The sequence below is a fragment of the Amedibacillus sp. YH-ame10 genome (genome assembly GCF_053848885.1).
In genome coordinates this window covers 43653-65825 of the sequence record NZ_JBSPFA010000006.1, presented here as the reverse complement: position 1 = coordinate 65825, position 22173 = coordinate 43653, and the positions used below count along the sequence as shown (strand labels likewise).

Sequence of the window (22173 nt, the reverse complement as noted above, 5' to 3'; positions counted from 1 at the left end):
AAAAAGCTGTCAGATCGACAGCTTTTTTCATGAAGTAATAATCGTTCATATGTCTTGTGTTTGTTCCATTACAGGTAATGTAATCGTAACGATAGTACCCTTTTGCCAAGCACTCGATATGTTGACACCGTAATCTTTTCCATACAACAATTTAATACGAGCATCTACATTTTGAATCCCAATACCACTGAATCGGCGATCCTTATCTTTGACCTGTAGGAGTTCATCCACTTGGGTTACACCCATTCCACATCCATTATCAATGATCTCGATCACCAATTGATGGCGTAATATTTTCGCATATACATCAATAACACCACTTGTACTATCATCAAATGCATGAATGAAGGAGTTCTCAATAAATGGTTGAATCAACATCTTAGGTACATAGTACTGTTTCGCATCCACATCAATAAACAAGCGGTGCTTGATATGATCACCATATCGTGTTTGTTGAATTTTTATATAGTTCTCCACATTGTGAATCTCTTCTTCTAATGTAATACTTTCTTTTTGATTTCCTATGGTCATCCTCAACAACTGTATGAAGGCATCGATGGTTGCGGTTGCTTTTTCTTTATCGCCCTTCCACACAAGAAACTTGATAGAAGTAAGCGTGTTATAGATAAAATGAGGATTGATTTGCATCTGTAATGCATGGATATCACTCAAACGTTTTTCTTCTTCTATTCGCATGAGTTCATCGACATAACTATTCAATCCATCCAGCATATAGTTATAGGTCTCTTCTAACTCACGAACTTGCCCGCTTCCTTTCACATCAATGTGATTGGAAAAGTCGCCTTTTGTAATAAACTGCATCTTATCACTGATGAGATGAATCGGGTTCATTGCTTTCTTAATAAACAAGAACACCAGTATCACCATGATTGCGACAATGAATAAACACATATAAAATACAGTAGATATACGATTCACTTTGCCTACAAATTGTGATTCATTGATGACGCTTATGATACGCAATCCATTAAAATACATATCCTTTGCCAATAAGGTGTACTTCTCTTCGTTCTCTACATTACGAATCAAAGTTTCTTTATTTTCAATTAGTTTGTTTGCCTGGGCATGATAGTTCTTCAACTGTGTCCCGTTTTGTTTCGTTATATTGGATGAGAGCACCATATTTTGTTCATCTATGATATAAAGATTATTATTTGCTTCATCAATCAACGAATCATAAATACTAGAGAAATCACTTTGCTTAATCATAACATCTGCCATTCCAAGCACATTACGGTTATCATCATAAATTATTTTTATCACATGGATAACACCCGTATCTTTTAAATTACTAGTAAAGCCATCTTTATCATATTGATAGATTACTTCTTTTCCATATGCAATTGCATTCTTTACAAGTTCACTATTTAATATCGTTTCGTATGGATCCACCATACCCGCATTGTTTTGAAAATATGTTTTTCCATTCTTTCCAACCAACAATAAATTACTAGAAAGGTCCGTACCTATCATACTTGTATTTTTTAAGCTCTTCGTAAGACGATATACTACTTCCGCCTCACTTTGTGGAGTCATTGGCTCATCACTCATATAATTTTTTACATCCGTTGACGTTCCACATATGCCTAGTATTTCCATAACATCTTCATGTAGGAAATAATATTCATTACTAATTTGCGAAATGATTTTATTATTTGCATGGCTATATGTTTCCACATAAACCTCATCCGATATGTATACCAATATCATACTGATGGCAATACTTACCGTTACCATAGCTAGTACAACTATGGAAATAATCTTAAAAAACAGCGAGTTGTGGGAAATCCACTGTTTCAAACGATTCTTACAGCCTTTAGTGTTTTCGATATTCACTTGGTGTCATCCCTTTATATTTCTTAAAGACTTTACAGAAATAACTATGATCGGAATATCCCACTTTTATTCCAATATCAGATATTGGCAAGTCTTGTTCTTTTAAGAATGCTGCCGCATGATCAATACGAATTTCATTAAGGTATTCAATGAACGTCTTCTCCGTGCGATTACTAAAATAGCTAGATAAATACTGATAACTAAAATTAAACTTCTGTGCTAAATCATTTAGCGTCAAAGCTTCATCGTAATGATCGTATACATACTTCATCATACGATTGATCGTTGCTTGATTAGATTCCAGTTCATAATTTGTAATGATGATTTGAAAATCATCATAGATTTGCTTTAATTCCTTCTGAAAATCCTCCATATATGGTGCCGATTCTAGTTTACTTAAACAATCTAGTTTGAAATAACGAATACTCTTTTCATTGAAATCACGTTCTTCTAAAACAGATATGAAGTTGTATAATTTATTACATGCAAATGTTTTGATTTCAAATTCATCACTACGTGCTTGTAATGCGTTCATTACATAGGCATAAAAAATATCCATGGCTTCACTAAGGTGTAAAGAGGACAATAATCCAGCGAACGTTCGATTATCAAAACGCTCCAACTCCCCATCTTTCGCAATTTGCATATTTAAAGATACCAAATTTTGATTCTTCAAGTAAAAACGATTCTTTAATGCTGGAACAATTTGCTTATGATAAAGTTCACGGATGTCTTCTATGCAATAGAAAGGTTCACTTAAAAAACAAAGCTCTTTTCCACTCAATTCTTTGCGTATGTTTTGATGAAGAGAAGCAACTTCCTCTTGCGCATATGAATAAATACATAGTAAGACTTCTTCATTTACCAACATAGAACAAGCATGTGTATTTGGTATTTGTTCAAGTTGTACTTGGAAAAAATTTCGTATTTCTTTTTTATCGGGATGAAAGGCAATGTTGGTCGCCACAAGAATATAATTGTTATCGTGAAAAAAACTTTGGATATCTTCTTTAGGGAGTTCATCGACATATCCCAAAATATATTGGGTTAAGGGTCCATTAATTTGATCAAACTGTGCATTATGCAATACCATTCCATTAATTTGTGAGGCAGCATTCTTCAATGCTTGCAGAATACTTTCAGGGCTTAGGGTAGGCTTTAAAATATAATCCACAGCTCCATATTGGAATGTATTTCGTACATAATCAAACTCACTATAACTACTCAAAATAATCACGCGAATATCTGGATACTTTTCTCGTATAATTTTGGTTAACTCCATCCCATCCATCTTTGGCATCACGATATCACTTACCACGATATCTGGATGAAACTCTTCTATTTTTGTTAGAGCATCTTCTCCATTGGATGCTTCTGCGACAATTTTAAAGCCTTCGTTTTCCCAATTCATCATATAAGAAATTCCTTGGCGAATAATAAATTCATCATCTACAATCAGTACTTTACAAAATCTTTCTTCCATTCATTTGCCCTCTTCTATATGTTTCCTTGTAGTACATAAAGTAATGTTATATCTCCCAATATCATAGCATGCATAGTTCCCTATAAGCAAATATTTCCTCTGATTTTATAAAGAAAAAAAGCGATTTTCTCGCTTTCTAAAGTTATCTTTCAATAAGAGTTGATGTTCCTTTGGAAAGATCACCATTTAACCATTCCCATTCTTCTGATAACACGATTTTACCATTGCTATCTATTGTAGGTGTGCTGTGACAGCTTCCGATTCGCACTTCATTTTGTAGATTTACATGTTGATAATGGAAATCAATATGTCCTTCTTCATCGACCGTACCAACCATTGTACCATATTGTATATGACCACCTTGATACTCTGCCCAAAATAAAGTACCTTTTTGATGATATGTAAATATACTTTGTTCATCTACTTCTCCATTTTCAGCATTTGTAATAGGAACAAATACTTTCCCATCATAGTTAAATTTTAGAGTTGTCTGATGTAGATATTTCCGCATAATTTCATAGACAAGTATTTTCTCATTTGCTAGTTCATGAAAACAGTGTTCTAGACTTTGATATCCATTCTTTTCATATAGGAAACATGCAGGAAGAGAGGAGTCAAGGAAAGCTTCCTCATAATGTTGAGCAATCTGATGCTCCATTTCATTCATAATGAAAGTTCCATAACCATTGCGTTGATGATTAGATGCAATATATAATCGATGAATATGATTATCTTGGAATGTTCCTGTACCAATAAGTTCATCATTTACTTTTACATAATACACAGTTCCAGATTGGATATCTTTTTCGATATTCTTTCGAGAATGCAAATCAAGAAAAAAATCAACAACTTCCTTTGTATAGTATTTTGGATACGTGTTACGAATAGATTCTTGCGTTAGTTCAACAATTTCTTCTAATTCTGATAGACTGGCCTGTAATAACTCCATAAATCTCACCTCTTACAGAAAATTTTAGCATACTTTGCATTTGCTTTCTATAGAAAAAGGCTCTTATGTTTCACAGGAGCCTTACTTATCAATATGTTGATGTTCTAATCATTAAAGCCTTTCCTCGATAGCCTCTTTCTGCTCACTTAGAAGTTGAATCTTCTTTTTTAAATCTAATAGTTCTTTTTCACTCAGATCTTTGTTTTCAAGTTTCACGGTAAGGGAAGAAAGTTCTCTAAGTGTTATTTCGTATTCCTCAAGTATTGCTACGTGTTCTTTTTTTAGTAACGCTTCATAATCTACGAATTCTTTACCTACCTTATAATCAATGACCATCTTTTGTAATTCTTTTAAATTTTTAGGCTTCACTGAGTTCTCAATCGTAAATTTATTACTACCTACTATAATCGTCATTTTGTTACAATTATCAATACTTGCTAGTACTAGATTTGCTACACTTTTCATAGCCTCAAAATCATAATAGGAAGCTTCTTCATCAAATGTCAAAGTCATAGAATATGGTTCTTTATCGGTATCTAACTTTAATCCGTAACCAGTATTGATAATATCTGAATATGCAATAGATATTAGTTTTTGCACTCCTGAAACATCTCCGACATAAGGTACTCTATTTTTGAATAAATCATATACCATACGATTATAGACATTTCCATCTTTATCAAATACAAAATCTCCCAACAACAAATATCCTTCTATGTCATCGATATTTATTTCTATTGGCTGTACATCATTATTTTTATGAAAAACAGATGGTAAAACTTGTTGATAACTGACAAATTGTTCATCCCCTTCACTTACCAATTTCATATCAAAAATACGATCTTTCGTGGATATAGGATACACATAAGCAGTGATTGTCTTGTTCTTTAATTGGATATCAGATATGGTGAGATCCGTTGTTCTACTCCCAATCACAAACGATTTTACTAGAACTCCACATATACATAGTACAATTGTCAAAAATACTGCAAGAATAATTTTATTCGTATTGCGCTTCTTTATCTTCTTCAAAAATTTAATCTCCTCCTGTTGTTCATATGGCAAAGGTTTTTTCATTTCATTATAAAGTGCTTTACAAGATTCACAGCCTTCCAAATGCTCTTTTATACAAGCGTTACTTTCTTCACTTGTACAATTATCAATATAGTTTGGTAACAAATCTTTAATTATAGTACAAGGTATCTTCATCTTTCATTGCCTCCTTAATTTTTGTTTTTCCTCTATAGAACGTTACTCTTGCCCAATTCTCGTTCTTTTCTATGATTTCTCCGATTTGTGCAAATGATAAATTCGCACTCAATCTTAAATACATAACTTCTCGATAAGGCTCATCTAAATCATGTATAAATTTTAAAGTTCCTACTGCATCCCAATCAACTTGTGGCTGTTCGATATCTTCATTAAGTTCGAGATGTTGTTTCTGTTGAAAATGATTTAGCAATAGGCGATTTGCAATACCACACAGCCACGTATTGATTTTACAGGTGCCATCATATGCGTCTAATTTTGATAAAGCCACAAGAAAGGTGTCTTGTGTTAAATCTTCTGCGACTGATCTATCATGGCATTTCTTCAAGAGAAAACCATAAACGACCTTCACATATTGCTCATAAATCTGTGAGTAATCCTCTTTTGTATAGATCATGATTTCCTCCCTTCATCAATGTATATGAAATATTGCGCTTTCGTTACAAAACTTATTGTTTATTTAAAATTATTTTCTTAATTTTCTTTTCACTATCATATCACGTCTGTCATTCTCCTACAATTATGTGTTAAAAATACAACTAAATATGAAAAATAGTATCACAACTTATGTAATTGATCACTGTAACTTTATAAATCATAAAAACGACCAAGTTTCATTTTTCTTAGTCGTTTACTCTCATTTCAAAATATTTTTTAATTCTTTTTTAAATGCGTTAATTCAGTATCAAGCCAGGTTTTAACTTCATCTTTAATTTCCAATATCGAATCATCCAATGGAATGGTGATTCCTCTACATCCTCCATCACAGTGGCCAATAGGTCTTTTTCTTCCACAACCATATCCTCTTTCAATTTGCTCTTGTAACACCGGAGAAAACGTTTTTATTGTTTCCTCATATTCTTGTGTCTTTGTAGATTTTACATTTATATGATATCCATTATTAAGGGAAGCATTAATTCCCCATACATCCTTACGTTTAAAGCAATATTTGACATAAATATGGAATCCTTTTACTTCAACAATACAACTCATTCCATTGTCTACAAAATGATGATGTAGTAACAACACAAATTCTTTTGCTTCACTAGATAAAGGCTCTATTGAATCTTCAACAATTGATAATACATCCGTTGTATCCTTCTTTAAAACTCTGTAATCACATCGTAAGAAAACATCTTGATTTATGAGCGTTCTATGCTCTATCTCTGCTATTGACATAGCTTTCATTCCTAATAGCATGCTTGGCGAATCTGGATAAGATATACGTATGCTTTCGATCTCAGATATATTTAGTTTCTTTTGATTTATATCAATGCCAGAAAAAACCAAACCACATGCATTTAAAAACTGTAGAACTTCCATTTGTTTTAAAGGAGAAATTTTCTGTTGAAAAACGTTACACTCACAAATTAAACAGTACGCATGATTATCAAACCTTCCTAGATATGCAAAATTCATCAACAATGTGCTTACATTATGAAGAAAGGGATAATATACGGATAGCGTTGTTCTATTTTCATATTCATGCGCTATTTTTTTGCAAGTATCATATTGATTTCCATCTTTGTATAAAGTTTCATAAAGTCGAACCAAAAAGGAACGAAATGCAAGAATTCCTTCTTGTATATTGTCTTCTTCAAAGTCACTTATATATTCAGAACTGATTGCATACTTTTCCTGCCTTACAGGAACTAGCGTTTCCTTTAAATAATTAGATACATCAGAAAGTGTTTTTCTCATTCAGTGTTCTCCTTTGTCTATAAATTATAAAAGGATTATGATACATCTACATGAACTTGCAATTTCATCATACCTTTATATAATTGAATTCAACTTATAATAGGCTAAAAAACTATTTAGCTTTTTGGATCTTATCTTGTCTCTTGCATTAGCAAGTACCAAAAATTATTGCATACTAATAATATACAATATAATTCTAGAAAGATAAATAAATTATGTCACTAAAAAAGACATGTTAAATCAAACTAAGCATAACTTTCGTGTATGAAATTATTTACAGTCCGTTTAAGTATTAACATAAAGTAAAAATTCACTGCTTTTTGATTTATGTAAACTATGATAGCATTATAATATAAGAAAAGGGGGATCATTATGAAAAATAAACGACTCTCATTGAAACATTTTATAATTTATAGCTTAATTTTCATTGCCGTTATTAGTCTTTATTCGCTTTCTACTATATATGCTTCAAAGAACTTTATAGAAGTTACAACATATGAGTATCCAAGTGATAAAATTTCAAAAGAAGTTAATTTAATCATAATATCTGATGCTCACGCTCACGAATTTGGAAGCAATAATATAGAACTCATCGATAAAGTCAAAAATGAAAAACCGGATGCTATATTACTCGATGGAGATATCATCAATTTTTATGAGAAGTCAACAGACTACTTATCCGGGTTAGTTTCTTCTTTAAAAGACATTGCTCCCGTATATTATACAATCGGAAATCATGAAGAATTTTATATGGCAAACAATCAGGTAAGCATTGAATCAGTAGTTGAGGCAGCTGGTGGTATTTATCTTGATCAAGAATATGAAGATATTGTAATCAATGAACAAAAGATAAGATTAGGTGGTTTGTATGATTATGCTTATAACAATTTACAAGTACCGATTGAACAATACCACGAAAAAGGAAGTTATTTATTCCTGAAAGATTACGTTGACACGGATAGCTTTACCTTACTTATGAGTCATCGTCCTGAAAGTTTTATCAATGAAGAAAAGGATGCTCGTTGGCCAATCGATTTGGTTATTAGTGGGCATGAGCATGGCGGTCAAATTCGTTTACCGCTTGTTGGAGGGTTTTACTCTACACACCTTGGTTTATTCTCAGAGTTTTTAGATAGTTACCATAATATTAATGGTATTACTATCCTTGTCTCAAGGGGATTAGGGACGCACGAGTCATCAGTTCCTCCAAGAATGTATAATATACCTGAAATAGTAAAACTCAAAATAACAAAAAAAACGTTGTCCTTTTAAGAGGATGACGTTTTACTATTTTGGATAATTTGATATTCTGAATCCATTGATCTTTGAATCGTTTTCATAATACATTAATACTTCAACTTGTGATGATGTTCCAGTTTTAATTCTGAATGCAGTCATGAGATCACCTTGTTTATTGATATGAACTTCTTTCGTTTGAAAATTCTCTTTTAATTGCTTAAAGTCCTCGATTGTTGATGACTTATCAAATCCTCCAGCAAAGCCAAAGTTCTCACATTTAGCTATATCGATAGAAACACTTACTACATAGCATTCTCCTAGCAATGAAGGTTTGTCATTTGGATTCCTTATTTCTACATTGATGATTTGATCTTCTTTTTGTAAATCAATGAATAACGCTTCGTCAGCTCCATCTGCAACAAATTCTTCATCGCCCACTGGAGACCATCCATTTTTTATTAAATGAGATGCTTTATCAGGCAGATTGTATACTACACCATCCAGCATATACATATTTCCATTAAACTCGTTAGATAGTTGATTAAGTTGTGGCTGATTATCATCAATCATAGCAAAATTCAAACCCATTTTTGCTTTTTCGTACAGTAATGATGCTTCACTCAATATCCCTTTATCGTTCAAGGTAAAAATAATCATTTGATTCTTATCGTACTTATAAAACATTTTTTCTGGTTCATCCTCATAACTCCATATATCATCAGGTTGACCATAAGCTTTTAAGATAGCATCTTTATCTGAAGAAGATAGTACAATATCCTTTGGAAATTCTACTTTATTATCTTTATATAAATCTTCATTTATTATAAGAGAGGAAACATAATACTTATCCATTGTTAGTGGAAACACTTCTGTGGCCTCTATCGCGACATTTACTTTTAACCCATTCTTTTCAAATTCTGAATGTTCAATAGGTACAAATTCAAAGGTATCATCCCCTATTTCATTTTTACTTATCCACCCTGACTCTATAAATTCAGACAAGTTTGTTGGAACTTGTAATACTTCATTATCAATTTTAACAGCAAAAGAATATAAATTCTCAAAGTTATCAGTCGAATTGTTATCTTCACTTTTTACTGCGGTAATATTCTTTTTACTGGTGTCAATATACATCAAATAACTTTTATCATGTGGTAGTAAAGTCTTAAAACAAAAAAGAAGAAAAGCACAAAATAGTACACCTATTATGATATATTTCTTTTTGTCTTTCATTATAATCACCCTTAATCATTTTAGCATATTTACTAGTTTTATAATAGACATTTCATTTCCTACATCTTGTGAAATCAATTATGACAAAATAAGCTTTTTAATCAAACTTCTTTGTTAAATAAAACATAAATTAGTGCATATTTGTACCTCGCCTGTATATTTATACGTTGCCATTTTCAGCAACACCGAATGCTTAGGAATGACATACTAACCTATTGATAATAAGTATCAGCTGCTTTGTCCTGTCATATCATGATAGGAATAGCAATTGCGACCACTTTCTTTTGCTTGATAAAGAGCTTTATCTGCAGATTCAAGAAGTGATTTGATCATTTCTTTATCAGTAATTCGTGCATTGCTGCATCCGATAGAAAGGCTCAGTAATGATGAACAGCGAGATTTTTCATGGGGAATAGCTCGTTTATGTAACTCAGCTTGAACATTCATGATATAGTCAATTATTTCTTCGTCTTTGTAATTTTTAAACATAACCAAAAACTCATCACCACCATAACGACTCGCATAAATACCTTCACGTTCATAAAACTTTAAAACATCTGCAACACTTTTAAGCGCTTCATCGCCCTTTAAGTGACCATAAAAGTCATTGTATTCTTTGAAATAATCAACATCAAGAATTACAAAGCCTATAAAAACATTTTTATCTATCACAATGTTTGCTTGCATCTTTGACATATGCCATCGATTATATAACTGAGTCAATTCATCTATATGACTAAGATTTTCTAATTGCTTATTTTCTTTACGTATAGTTTTGATTTCTAACATCGCTTTCGATAAGCTAATTTTAGATAAGCCATTCTCTACATGTATCGTATTGTTTACCTCTATTAGCTTTTCATTTGCTTCGAAATATTCCTTATATGCTTGGATACATTCTTCTTGTGTTCCATAACATTCATAAAATTTGACTTTTCGTTTCTTGTATTGGTAGTAATCGCCTATACTTTTTTGTGTACAATTTGCCTCTAACAAAGATAAATAATATTGTGCATATTCTTTACAATCTATTTTTAGAATATGATCGAAAACTTCAAAATATACACTAACAACAAATGGTTCATGATTGAATTCACAGAGACCATCTTCTATCAATTGCTTCGCAATCGTTATACTTCTCTCTCTATTGCCACTAACAGCATAATGTCCACACCATGAACTTTTTAATTGTAAATAACTATATTGATTATCTATATGTATCTCTAACGCTTTCTTAAGAGTAACAGCAGACATCTTATAATTATTCATTGCCTGATATGCTTCTGCAGCATTACATAAAAAACTTATCGTTGTCCCATATACATCTTTTGTAATATGCTCTTTAATAGTTGTATAAGCTTTGTTGAAGTAATATAAAGCAGCTTCATTGTCACAACGACGGCGGAAACAAAGTCCTAGGTTGTTGTAAACTTTACTTTCTGTGATAGGTTCGTTAAGTTCTTTTGCAAGATCAAGTCCTTTTAAATAATGATGTAAAGCTGAATGTTCATCGAATAAATCTTGAAAATATAGCCCCGCCAAATTATGAAAAACCATAGATAAATCACGATAATTATACTCGTCACAAAGAGATTGGGTTCGAAGTAAATAAACGTAAGCTTGTTTGTAATCACCGCGAGCTAAGAAAGAATCAAATAAGTATAAATTTGCAAAATTGATACCATATGTATCGTGTTTTTGTTCAGCAATCTCTAACAGTTGATTGCATAAAGCTTCAAGTTTTATGATATCTTGAAAACGTTCAACTAAAATAGATTTCATTAATGTTTCTATATGTTCATTTGATTTTTCTACTTCCATTTGGGTCCCTCACTTATTGTTTTGCTGACTGTTTTGAGAATGTATTTCGCCCTTGAATTTTTGAGCAATACAATGCTTGATCTGCTAGCTCAAAGACTTCTTTGATGCTTATTTTTTTGGCTTCATTGCAATATCCAATGGATAGTGTTAATTGATCGGCACACTTTGATGTTCGATGAGGAATATGTTTTTCATAGAGTTCATTGCGAATAGAAGCAATGTAATTTTCTATTTCTTGATCTTTGCAATTAATACATAAACAAACAAATTCATCTCCTCCAAAGCGGCATGGATAAAAACCATTTAATTTATATTTATTGAGCAAATCACCAACTGTTCGTAAGGCAACATCTCCATCTATATGACCATATGTATCATTGTATTCTTTTAAGCAATCTACATCAATCATAATAAAGCCTAATGTTTCATAGTTTTCTTTTTCAAAATCGCTCATAAGCTGATCCAAATAATGTCTTGTAAATACCTTCGTTAGTTCATCCACATTTACTTGTTGCGCTAGCGTAGTTTTTTCATATTCCAATTGTTCCTTTTGTTTCATCGCATTTGAAAATCGTATGGCATCTTTTAGTCCATTTGTAATTGTTTGATTTCGGATTGTCTCTAAGGCTTGTGTATGAATCGCATAACGTTTGTATGCATCCGTTAAAATCTCCTCATCATGTTCAAAGGCAATACAAAATTTCAAACGTTGAGTTTCAATCTCTTGTTGTTGTTCAAACGCACATGTCATTGCATACTTTGTAGATAAAGATAAAAATTTTTGCGCATAATCTTGATTCTTAATTTGAATCATACAATTTAATAAAGCAGAAAAAATATCAAATGCATCATATTGATTTTTACTTAGTTCTTCTTCTTTTAATAGGATATAATCAGCCCATTTTAGTGCTTTGTCATATTCCTTTTGTTCAATGTAGTATTGGCACCAATTTTGACTTCGAAAGATATCATATTGATCGGTTCCCGTTGTAACTTTTTCACATTCTAAGATATATTGTTTGGCTTCCTCTGTATTTTTCAACAGAATAGAAATTGTTGCTAAATTATTTAACACAATGCCAAGAGTTGTCGATGGGTTTTTCTCTTTTTGTAGCAATTCATATGCTTCTTTGTAGAAGTCTAAAGCCTGTTGATAGCCTTTATGTTGTTGGAATGTATATCCAATATTATTTAAAATTGATGCTTCTGTAGATACATCATGAAGAGAGTGACTGAATGTGAGAGCTTCAATATAGTGTTCTAGCGAGCTTTGACTATCTGAAATGGAATTATAATAAAATCCTAGCAGACTATAAATACGTGGCAATAAATCAGTAAATTCAAATTTTACAGAAAGGTCTCGTGCTTTTTTCAAATATTTGATACTTTTTTCGTTGTCACTAACTTCAATATAATAGTCTCCTAAATAAGTATAGGCAAAAGCTTCTACATAGCCATTCTTTTCCGCAAGTCCCCATTGCAAAAGAGTAAAACATAACTCTTTTTCTAATTTAGAATCCCTATAACGGACACGAACAACTTCATTCATTAACTCATTTATATGCTCTGGTGTAAAGTATTTCATGTCACTGACCACCTTTTTTATCGATATGTGAGTAGGAATATTGCTAAAACAATTATATAGCATCATGGTACCTTTTGCAAATTTATCACAGATGGAGATAGTTAATCTAAAGTGAAAAGTTAAGTTCCACTTGTAAATGGTGAAAGTTGAAATTAGTCTTACTGTAACTTCCAGTTGAACCTTCTCTTACCGCGTTATAATGGAGTTAATACCTATTCCCTTATTGAGAAAGGATGATGACTCATGTGTAATAAAAAAACTCATTTATACTTTAATGATCGTCAAAATGTTGAAAAGGTATTTTGAATTGCCTAAAAGAGGTTTCAAAATACCATTAGCATTACAATTGTGTTAGTAATATCGAACGGATGTCCATACAGTGATCGTATTCTGTTGGATTTTTATGAACTCATGATTTTAAATAATATTTTTATCAATATATTCTAAAAATGATTTTTTATTAACTTCGTTCATATGATTCTTATACCAATCAAAAGCTTCTTCCAATCCTTCATACAATGGTTTTGCAGTTCCCATCAATGCAGTCTGCCTTGATACATCGAGATGATATTCATAGTCATAAAAGCTAAAATAATTCCTTTGGTCAATCTCATTATAAACTTCGACAAATGCTACAGACTTTCCTACAATTTGATAGCAAAGTTCAACCCATTCACGAACTGAAATGACTTCATTGTTACCTACATTAAATATATGTATTTCTGGTCGTTTTATTAAAATAATATCTATGAACTTACATAAATCATATATATGAAAGAATTGCAATTTCATTTTTCCATCTTTAGGTAAATAAAATTTTCTATTTTGCATTGCACAATCAAAAACAAAAGATTCTCTATAAACATTATTCATTTGACCATATAAATAAGGAGGACGAATACTATATGCATTAGGATTTCTTTTCATAAGTATCTTTTCTGCATCAATTTTATCTGTTCCGTATTTCCCCCAAACTTTATTTACACCCAATTTAGAATCCTCTTTGATTGGTTGTTTGGAAGACTCAGGGTATACAGCACTTGAACTAATCAAAATGTAATCATCATAGCTTTCTATAGCATCAAGCAAGAGCTCAACTTCTTTACCCGTATATGCAGTATCAATAATCATATCAAAATGAATACCACGGAGTAGGTCACCAATGTCGTACCTATCTGCTTTAATAAGGTTTACTCCTTTTGATTGCTCTTTTGTATTTCTATTAAGTACATATACATCAAAGCCCTTTTTTACATAGTACTCTGCAATATATCTACTTACGAATACAGTTCCACCTGTAATCAATATTTTTTTCATCGTTATTCTCCTCATGATATACAACTCTGTTTAAATATTCCATAAATTAAAATAACAAACAAGGTTTTCCACAATGATTGATTCCTGTGATGACCTTAATATATGGAGTACCAATTACTTCATAACCCTTTTGAATCAGTGGTATCTTTTATATATCTAACCTAATAATAGGATATACTTTTATTCCAGCAAAATCAATATTTTATATTTTACCAAAATAAAGATATGCTTTGATGTTTGAAATAAAAAAAACAGCATTTTGAATTTCCCAAAAATAGGATTCAAAATACCGTCAGTATTCCATTTGGTGGAGGTGAGGAGAGTCGAACTCCTGTCCAGAAACAGTCCCACGTATAGATGTCTACAGTTTAGTTCATGACATATTTTCATTAGGTAACCATGAACAGCTCCTAATGAGGTGCCTGATTAGATTTTCATGAAGTACCCCTCAGACATAAGTACTTCCTTATCCTTTGTGTCTTAAGCGCTCACGTTCCTATCAAAGGAGAAAGGGAAGCGTGGCGGCTGCGAACCTATTGTTGGTTATTAAGCAGCAAAAGCCATCCTCTGGTTTCCACCAAAGATGTTAGCTAATTTAGTTTTTCCGTTTAAATTTATTTGGTTATTACGTAACCATTCGACTGCAATCTATACCAAACTTATCCCTGTCGAAACCATGACACCCCCGGTTCTAGGAACATTATGTAGTTTACCACAAAGTGTGATAAACTACAATGATTTTAATAGCGGTTCTTCATCGCTTTTTCGATTTCACGTTTTGCGTCTTTTTCTTTTTGTACATTACGTTTATCGTGTAAATCTTTACCTTTTGCTAACGCTATTTCTAGTTTTGCTAAACCTTTTTCAAGGAAAATAGAAGTTGGAATAATTGTATAACCTTTTAGTTTTACTTTCTGTTCTAACTTCAATATTTCACTTTTATGCAACAACAACTTTCGAATACGTGTTTCATCATGATTGAATCGATTTCCATATTCATACGCAAGAATGTGCATTTCTTTAACATATGCCTCATTTCCTGTGAAACTTATATATGCATCTTTTAGTTGTACATGCCCCTGTCGAAGGGATTTGATCTCTGTCCCCTTCAATTCAATCCCTGCAATAAATCGATCTTCCAAAAAATATTCATGCGAAGCTTTTCGATTTGAGGCAATTATTTTTTTTCCACTCATACATACCTCTCTTGTTAATAGACGATTTCTACTTTGTCATTCATAATTTCATTCACACGATTGATAAAGTATTCTCGTGTTACGTCTTGTCCATAATTGGTTGTCAACATATGGCTTGCGGCTAATTCGTTTGTGTAATCTTTTAGTACATAGGTTCTATAGTATTCCATTTGTCCTCGAATATAGGTAATGGTAGGAAGGAATTGTACATCTTTGATCGTTGTTTCCTTCTTTGTTTTATTATATTCAATTTTCCAACGCGCCATACCACCTAGCATATTATCCGCATTATCTTGGGCTGATAAGAAATTTCCCAGGGAATAAATGACCAATGTTTTATTACCATTTTTACCTGTTACATAATCCATAGGTTGAATCACATGAGGATGTTCTCCAATGATAACATCAACACCTAAATCACTCAAGAACTGTGCTAGGTCTTGTTGTTCCTCATTTGGAGTAAATGCGTATTCACTACCCCAATGCATACTTACTACCATGACGTCACTCACCTTTTTTAAGCGTTCTACGTCATGTTTAATCTTATCCTTGTCAATGAGGTCTACTAAGTAGTCTTTGCCCTCAGGAAGGCTATATCCATTCAATCCATATGTATACCCAAGGATTCCAAATTTCACGCCCTTCTTCTCAATAACTTGTAATTTTTCACTATCTTCTTTTGATGCGTGACTTCCCGTAACACTCATATCCGGAAAATGATTCTTTATATAATTCAATTGATTTAGGATTCCTTGTTCACCTGCATCCATAGAATGATTAGAACTAGCTGCTATCCAGTTAAATCCAGCACTATCAACAGCATCTAGAATCTCATACGGGCTATTAAAGGATGGATAAGAACTCAGTCCAAGTTCACTTCCTCCACACATCGTCTCTTGATTAATATAAGAAATATCCGCATCTTGTGTTAGATAGTTTGTATGTTCATAGATATCTTTGAAATCGTATTTTCCATCTCCAATACTATTGTACATATAAATCGAATTATGGATAAGATTATCTCCAACAGCACTGAAACTAACTTCTACGATATCATCCTTCTCTACCGTTTTTTCTGGTTCTTTCTTAGGTTCTTCTTCATTTAAGTTTCCACTGCATCCACATAAAAGAACCAAAACCATTCCTACACCCAATAATTTTCTCATACTTCTACCTCACAATTTATCGTTTTTTGTTTTTTGTTTTCTTCACAACCAACTCAAAATCAATTTCTCGTTTAAAGCGACTTGCGCCAACACATTGTACAATTACTTTTTGTCCCATGTGATAAACTTTCGCGCTATGTTCTCCAATCAAAGATTTACTCGCATCATCATAATGATAGTAATCATCTTGCATCGTTGAAATATGTACAAGTCCTTCTACTGTATTATCAAGTTCTACAAACATTCCAAACTTTGTAATCCCACTAATAACACCTTCAAAAACTTTCCCAACACGCTCTTCCATATATTCTGCTTTTTTCATATCATCTACTTCGCGTTCTGCGTCAACTGCATTACGCTCTCTTGTACTAGATTGATCTGCTGCAGATTCACACCATGTTTCATCAAAGCTCATTTTATCCACATCATGTAGTTCTTCAAAGACATATTTACGCAACATTCGATGAACCACTAAATCTGGATAACGCCGTATTGGAGAAGTAAAATGCAAATAATTTTTAAGCGCTAATCCAAAGTGTCCGATACAACGATTATCATAACGTGCTTTTTGCATACTTCTCAACATAAAGGTAGATAGTACACTGTAGTTCTCTTGCCCTCTTGCTTCATTTAGTAAGCTTTGTAGTTGTGCAGGGTATACATTTTGGATTCCACCTTGAAAGTTATACCCAAGGGATTTCGCAATACGTGCAAATTCACGAATTTTCTTAGGTTCAGGTGCTTCATGAATTCGATACATGCTAGGTACTTCTAACCAACGAGTATGCATTGCCACGGTTTCATTTGCCGCAATCATAAAATCTTCAATGATACGCTCTGCTTCGCCTCGCTCACGCAATACAATATCTTTTACTTTTCCATTATCATCCACTAGGATACGTGCTTCTTTTGTATCAAAGTCAATGGCACCAAGCTTTTCTCTACGTTTACGTATAATGCCAGATAATACTTTCATATCAATACACATCTTTAATAAATGTGGATATTTTGTTTTTACCTTTTCATCTCCAGCCAATATTTTATTGACATTGGTGTAGGTCATTCTTTCATCGGATTTAATGATAGAAGGATAAATCTTATAATTATGTACTTCTCCCTTTCGATCGATTTCCATCATACATGTTTCGCTCAATCGTTCTACTTTCGGATTCAAAGAACAAATACCATTACATAAAGCATGAGGCAACATAGGCACTACACGATCCACAACATATACAGAAGTACCTCTTGCATATGCTTCTTTATCGATCGCACTTCCTTCTGTTACATAGTGTGAAACATCTGCGATATGTACATACAAACGATACCCATCTTCTATCTTTTCAATCGATATGGCATCATCTAAGTCTTTTGCGTCTTCTCCATCAATTGTAATTGTTAATAGATTACGTAAGTCTTGTCGTTTCTCACACTCTTCTTTACTGATTTTCTCTGGAATCTTTTTAACTTCTGCCATTACTTCATCACTAAATTCCGGATTGATATCCTTCTCTAATAGAATAGATAAAATATCGATACCTGGATCGTACTTATATCCAATTTCTTTTTCAATATGACATTTTAAAACCTGTCCATATCCATCAATCGCAAGAAGAATCTTAGAATCATTTACCAAACGAAACTCATCATAATTGGTAATTTTGAATTTTCGATTGTTCATATAGTTGTCAGGTAAAAAGTAGCGAGATCCCTCTTTTATTTTTACGGTACCGACCACATGTTTTACTTTGTGTTCAAGGACTTCTAAAACTTCCCCTTCTACAGAGCCATCGTTGTTCGTCCATGTTTTCGCATATACTACATCGCCTTCCATACCCAATCCTAAATTGTCTCGATTGATATAGAAGCTTGTATCTTTGGTTTCCACAAACCCAAAACCCTTTGGATTGATACGCAAGTTTCCACTCACATACCCTAACTGTTCGCTTAGATAATAGTGCTCACGATGATCTCTTGCAAGTACTCTTTCTGCTTCTAAGCTATTTAATTCTTTCATTAAATTTGTGAAGGACGTGCTATCTTCCATATCTAATGCTCTAGAAAACTTCGCTGCATCCATTCCCTTATAACTGTTATCTTTTACAAGGGCAATAATTTTTTCTTTTATATTCATAGGTAGCCCTCCTTTATTTTGTATTCCACTACTTATTATAACATTAAAAAAAGACCTTAAACGGTCTTTATTATATAATACGCAAGATTATAACAAGAGCGAAGAATGCAATACCTAAAACTAAGGTAAGATTGGACAATATTTTCTCTGCCCCGCGTTCTTTTACATTGGCAAATAAGTTCAACCCTTCACCAGCACCAAACGCACTACCTAATCCATCTGATTTTCCGCTTTGTAATAAGGAAAGTATGATCAATACGACCGCTATTAACATTAATAAAATTTCAAATATGCTCATATTATCCTCCTTCCTGCTAAACGCTACGTTAGTATTATAGCAAACACTTCACAAAAATACAAACGTTTTTAATTTTTTAGGAAATCTTAGGCATTTGCCTGTTCTTCCTCACGGTGTAATGGCAGTATCGTTTTTTTCTTTACAACCTTTAACATCCACAAACTAGCTGCACAACAAATACCTTCCGTAATTGGGAATGCCCACCATAGCACATCTAATCCAAACATACTGGCAAATATATAAGCCATTGGTATCAACAATACCATCTGACGTAATAAGGTAATCATCAATGATTTGATACCATGGTCCACCGCTTGAAATACCGAACATAAAACAAGTGATATTCCTGCAAATACAAAGGAAATACTAATGATTCTTAAAGATGGAATTCCAATGTTAAGCATCTCTTCTTTTGCGTCAAATAGATACAATAATTGTTCTGGAATCCACTGGAATATGATAGAACCCGCTATCATAATGACACAAGAAATCAACAATGAAAAATGAATTGCCTCTAAGATACGTTCTTTTTTACGTGCTCCATAATTATAGGAAATGATTGGAATCAAGGCATTGTTCATCCCTGATACCGCCATAAATACGAATTGTTGTAGTTTGAAATAGATACTGAATACGGATACTGCAAGTGCTGAGAATGTAGCAAGAATCATATTCATGAATACCGTCATAAAGCTCATAATAGACTGCATAAGAATCGCAGGGATTGCGATTACATAAATCTTCTTTACCAAAGGAAGCTGTAAATGAAATTTACTCAAGCGCAAATCGATTTCTTTTACTTTATGCTTAGTAATCATAATTCCTAGTACCATGGCAACCATTTGTCCAATGACTGTCGCAATCGCTGCCCCACTCACTCCCATTTTTGGAATCCCAAAATATCCAAAGATGAAGATTGGATCTAGTATGATGTTTGTGAGTGCTCCCACACCTTGAATAATCATATTATAAATTGTATTTCCAGTCGATTGCATAATACGCTCATACGTAATCTGTACAAATACTCCTACAGAGAAAATCGTACAAATACGCATATAAGATATTCCCATTTCTAAGATTGCGGCGTCTTGGGTAAACAAGCGCAAAAACATCTCTGAGAAAAAGATTCCAAGGATTGCAAAGACTGCCCCGTTTAATAGCGATAATAATATCCCATGCAAAGCAACTTGTGCTGCCTGGTCTTTTTCTTTCTGCCCAAGATATCTGGATAACAATGCATTGATACCAACACCTGTACCACAAGCAACAGCTACCAATATCATTTGAATTGGATAACATAGAGACACGGCTGCCAATGCATCTTCTGAAACTCTTGCGACGAACATACTATCGACAATGTTATATAATGCTTGTACTAGCATAGATACCATAATAGGTAACGACATTGTCATGATGAGTTTTTTCATCTGCATACTTCCCATTTTGTTTTCTTTCATAATTTATACCTCCTAAATTTTTCCACAGAAAAAAGGAACCCGGGAGTTCCTCTCTACACTTCGATAGTTTCTTATGTTGTTATGCAAAGCGAGGTACTACATGATATGGGTCATCATGTACGCACTTATATTGTATACAATAATGAAAGAAAGTGCAAGTCCTCTTTTTTAGTGCTTATAAATATTATAAAATGCAGATTTGCCTGGGAATACAGCTACATCACCAAGTTCTTCTTCAATTCGTAACAATTGGTTGTATTTCGCAATACGATCTGTTCTTGACATAGAACCTGTTTTGATTTGACCAGCATTGAATGCCACTGCGATATCCGCGATTGTAGTATCTTCAGTTTCACCACTACGATGAGATACGACTGCAGTATAACCATGTTTCTTTGCCAATTCCATCGCATCGAAAGTTTCACTTAAAGTACCGATTTGGTTTACTTTAATCAAGATTGAGTTAGCGATGTCTTTATCGATTCCTTCCTGTAAAATTTCAGGATTTGTAACGAATAAATCATCACCCACTAACTGAATTTTCTTTCCAAGGTGTTCGGTTAATTTCTTCCAACCATCCCAATCTCTTTCACCTAATCCATCTTCAATAGAAATAATTGGATATTTCTCTACTAATTCATCATACCATGCGATCATTTCATCCGTAGTTTTTGATCCTTGCCCGGATTTCTTTAGATCGTACATTTTGCTTTCTGTATTATAGAATTCACTTGCCGCAACATCCATTGCGATGCAAATATCATCTCCTGCTTTATACCCTGCAGCTTCGATTGCTTCCATGATGCATTTTAAAGGAGCTTCGTTGTCTTCTAAATTTGGCGCAAATCCACCTTCATCTCCAACAGCCGTTACTTGACCTTTATCTTTCAATACTTTCTTCAAAGCATGGAAAACTTCCGCACCCATTTGAATTGCCTCGCGAATACTTTTTGCCCCAACTGGCATGATCATAAATTCTTGGAAATCTACAGATGAATCCGCATGACTTCCTCCATTTAATACATTCATCATTGGAACTGGTAATGTTTTCGCATGAATCCCACCTAAGTAGCGATATAATGGCATTTCAAAGTATGCCGCAGCTGCGTGTGCTACTGCTAAAGAAATACCTAAAATTGCATTGGCTCCATATTTTGATTTATCTTTGGTACCATCTGCTTCAATCAAAGCTTTATCAATACCCGCTTGATCGCATACATCCATACCTAATACAACATCAATTAAAACGTTGTTAACATTTTCAACCGCTTGTAAAACACCTTTTCCACCATAACGAGACTTATCTCCATCTCTTAGTTCTAAGGCTTCACGTTCACCAGTAGAAGCACCACTTGGCACCATAGCGCGTCCCATAATACCGGATGCAGTTTCTACTTCAACTTCTATTGTTGGATTCCCTCTAGAATCCAAAATCTCTCTTGCATGTACATCTGTAATCATTGACATA

17 protein-coding genes and 1 other RNA gene are annotated in these 22173 nt (G+C 33.1%); 1 reads left to right on the top strand and 17 read right to left on the bottom strand.

The annotated features are described in order from the left end of the window. Positions 1-45 precede the first annotated feature (45 nt). From ACWG42_RS03800 to ACWG42_RS03775, 6 genes are all read right to left on the bottom strand, one after another. Entirely contained in the window at positions 46-1857 is a 1812-nt protein-coding gene (locus ACWG42_RS03800) for a cache domain-containing sensor histidine kinase (protein WP_455790184.1), read from the bottom strand. Next, complete coding sequence (locus ACWG42_RS03795; RefSeq protein WP_455790183.1) at positions 1838-3340, bottom strand: response regulator transcription factor; 1503 nt, start codon at positions 3338-3340, stop codon at positions 1838-1840. The genes ACWG42_RS03800 and ACWG42_RS03795 overlap by 20 nt, the downstream gene beginning before the upstream one ends. 142 nt (positions 3341-3482) lie before the next feature. After that, entirely contained in the window at positions 3483-4289 is an 807-nt protein-coding gene (locus ACWG42_RS03790; RefSeq protein ID WP_455790182.1) for a GNAT family N-acetyltransferase, read from the bottom strand. A gap of 111 nt (positions 4290-4400) precedes the next feature. Next, a complete protein-coding gene (locus ACWG42_RS03785; protein ID WP_455790181.1) occupies positions 4401-5498 on the bottom strand; it encodes a DUF4825 domain-containing protein in 1098 nt (365 codons plus the stop codon). Beyond that, a complete protein-coding gene (locus ACWG42_RS03780) occupies positions 5473-5955 on the bottom strand; it encodes an RNA polymerase sigma factor (protein WP_455790180.1) in 483 nt (160 codons plus the stop codon). The genes ACWG42_RS03785 and ACWG42_RS03780 overlap by 26 nt, the downstream gene beginning before the upstream one ends. Before the next feature lie 257 nt (positions 5956-6212). Further along, complete coding sequence (locus tag ACWG42_RS03775; RefSeq protein WP_455790179.1) at positions 6213-7259, bottom strand: hypothetical protein; 1047 nt, start codon at positions 7257-7259, stop codon at positions 6213-6215. A gap of 372 nt (positions 7260-7631) precedes the next feature. Here ACWG42_RS03775 and ACWG42_RS03770 point away from each other — a divergent pair, with 372 nt between their 5' ends. Beyond that, the gene (locus tag ACWG42_RS03770) at positions 7632-8531 is read left to right on the top strand and encodes a metallophosphoesterase (RefSeq protein WP_455790178.1); all 900 of its coding nucleotides are present in this window, start codon (positions 7632-7634) and stop codon (positions 8529-8531) included. A 15-nt stretch (positions 8532-8546) separates the two neighbouring features. Here ACWG42_RS03770 and ACWG42_RS03765 read toward each other — a convergent pair whose 3' ends face one another. The 11 genes from ACWG42_RS03765 to eno form a co-directional block, all read right to left on the bottom strand. Then, positions 8547-9731: a hypothetical protein gene (locus ACWG42_RS03765; protein WP_455790177.1), complete on the bottom strand. Its 1185-nt coding sequence runs from the start codon at positions 9729-9731 to the stop codon at positions 8547-8549. 228 nt (positions 9732-9959) lie between these two features. Then, positions 9960-11552: a diguanylate cyclase gene (locus ACWG42_RS03760; protein WP_455790176.1), complete on the bottom strand. Its 1593-nt coding sequence runs from the start codon at positions 11550-11552 to the stop codon at positions 9960-9962. 13 nt (positions 11553-11565) lie between these two features. Next, complete coding sequence (locus tag ACWG42_RS03755) at positions 11566-13137, bottom strand: tetratricopeptide repeat-containing diguanylate cyclase (protein ID WP_455790175.1); 1572 nt, start codon at positions 13135-13137, stop codon at positions 11566-11568. Between the two features lie 417 nt (positions 13138-13554). After that, positions 13555-14454 (bottom strand): NAD-dependent epimerase/dehydratase family protein, encoded by a 900-nt coding sequence (locus ACWG42_RS03750; protein ID WP_455790174.1) that lies wholly within the window; start codon positions 14452-14454, stop codon positions 13555-13557. 305 nt (positions 14455-14759) lie between these two features. Next, positions 14760-15141: a transfer-messenger RNA gene (ssrA, locus tag ACWG42_RS03745) on the bottom strand. Between the two features lie 53 nt (positions 15142-15194). After that, positions 15195-15650, bottom strand: a complete 456-nt coding sequence (gene smpB / locus ACWG42_RS03740; RefSeq protein WP_455790173.1) for an SsrA-binding protein SmpB — start codon at positions 15648-15650, stop codon at positions 15195-15197. 14 nt (positions 15651-15664) lie between these two features. Next, positions 15665-16816 (bottom strand): CapA family protein, encoded by a 1152-nt coding sequence (locus ACWG42_RS03735; protein ID WP_455790172.1) that lies wholly within the window; start codon positions 16814-16816, stop codon positions 15665-15667. Positions 16817-16832: 16 nt separating this feature from the next. Further along, positions 16833-18950 (bottom strand): ribonuclease R, encoded by a 2118-nt coding sequence (rnr, locus tag ACWG42_RS03730; protein WP_455790171.1) that lies wholly within the window; start codon positions 18948-18950, stop codon positions 16833-16835. A 70-nt stretch (positions 18951-19020) separates the two neighbouring features. Continuing rightward, positions 19021-19248, bottom strand: a complete 228-nt coding sequence (gene secG, locus ACWG42_RS03725; RefSeq protein WP_455790170.1) for a preprotein translocase subunit SecG — start codon at positions 19246-19248, stop codon at positions 19021-19023. Positions 19249-19334: 86 nt separating this feature from the next. Then, positions 19335-20705 (bottom strand): MATE family efflux transporter, encoded by a 1371-nt coding sequence (locus ACWG42_RS03720; protein WP_455790169.1) that lies wholly within the window; start codon positions 20703-20705, stop codon positions 19335-19337. A 168-nt stretch (positions 20706-20873) separates the two neighbouring features. Continuing rightward, entirely contained in the window at positions 20874-22172 is a 1299-nt protein-coding gene (gene eno, locus ACWG42_RS03715; RefSeq protein ID WP_455790168.1) for a phosphopyruvate hydratase, read from the bottom strand. Position 22173: the final 1 nt, after the last annotated feature.

Bases quoted from the DNA above. Each gene is read 5' to 3' on its own strand.
- ACWG42_RS03720 (WP_455790169.1), bottom strand. From the start codon at position 20,705: ATGAAAGAAAACAAAATGGGAAGTATGCAGATGAAAAAACTCATCATG.
- ACWG42_RS03785 (WP_455790181.1), bottom strand. From the start codon at position 5,498: ATGAAGATACCTTGTACTATAATTAAAGATTTGTTACCAAACTATATT.
- ACWG42_RS03765 (WP_455790177.1), bottom strand. From the start codon at position 9,731: ATGAAAGACAAAAAGAAATATATCATAATAGGTGTACTATTTTGTGCT.
- ACWG42_RS03735 (WP_455790172.1), bottom strand. From the start codon at position 16,816: ATGAGAAAATTATTGGGTGTAGGAATGGTTTTGGTTCTTTTATGTGGA.
- ACWG42_RS03795 (WP_455790183.1), bottom strand. From the start codon at position 3,340: ATGGAAGAAAGATTTTGTAAAGTACTGATTGTAGATGATGAATTTATT.
- ACWG42_RS03775 (WP_455790179.1), bottom strand. From the start codon at position 7,259: ATGAGAAAAACACTTTCTGATGTATCTAATTATTTAAAGGAAACGCTA.
- ACWG42_RS03760 (WP_455790176.1), bottom strand. From the start codon at position 11,552: ATGGAAGTAGAAAAATCAAATGAACATATAGAAACATTAATGAAATCT.
- rnr (WP_455790171.1), bottom strand. From the start codon at position 18,950: ATGAATATAAAAGAAAAAATTATTGCCCTTGTAAAAGATAACAGTTAT.
- smpB (WP_455790173.1), bottom strand. From the start codon at position 15,650: ATGAGTGGAAAAAAAATAATTGCCTCAAATCGAAAAGCTTCGCATGAA.
- ACWG42_RS03750 (WP_455790174.1), bottom strand. From the start codon at position 14,454: ATGAAAAAAATATTGATTACAGGTGGAACTGTATTCGTAAGTAGATAT.
- secG (WP_455790170.1), bottom strand. From the start codon at position 19,248: ATGAGCATATTTGAAATTTTATTAATGTTAATAGCGGTCGTATTGATC.
- ACWG42_RS03790 (WP_455790182.1), bottom strand. From the start codon at position 4,289: ATGGAGTTATTACAGGCCAGTCTATCAGAATTAGAAGAAATTGTTGAA.
- ACWG42_RS03780 (WP_455790180.1), bottom strand. From the start codon at position 5,955: ATGATCTATACAAAAGAGGATTACTCACAGATTTATGAGCAATATGTG.
- ACWG42_RS03755 (WP_455790175.1), bottom strand. From the start codon at position 13,137: ATGAAATACTTTACACCAGAGCATATAAATGAGTTAATGAATGAAGTT.
- eno (WP_455790168.1), bottom strand. From the start codon at position 22,172: ATGTCAATGATTACAGATGTACATGCAAGAGAGATTTTGGATTCTAGA.
- ACWG42_RS03770 (WP_455790178.1), top strand. From the start codon at position 7,632: ATGAAAAATAAACGACTCTCATTGAAACATTTTATAATTTATAGCTTA.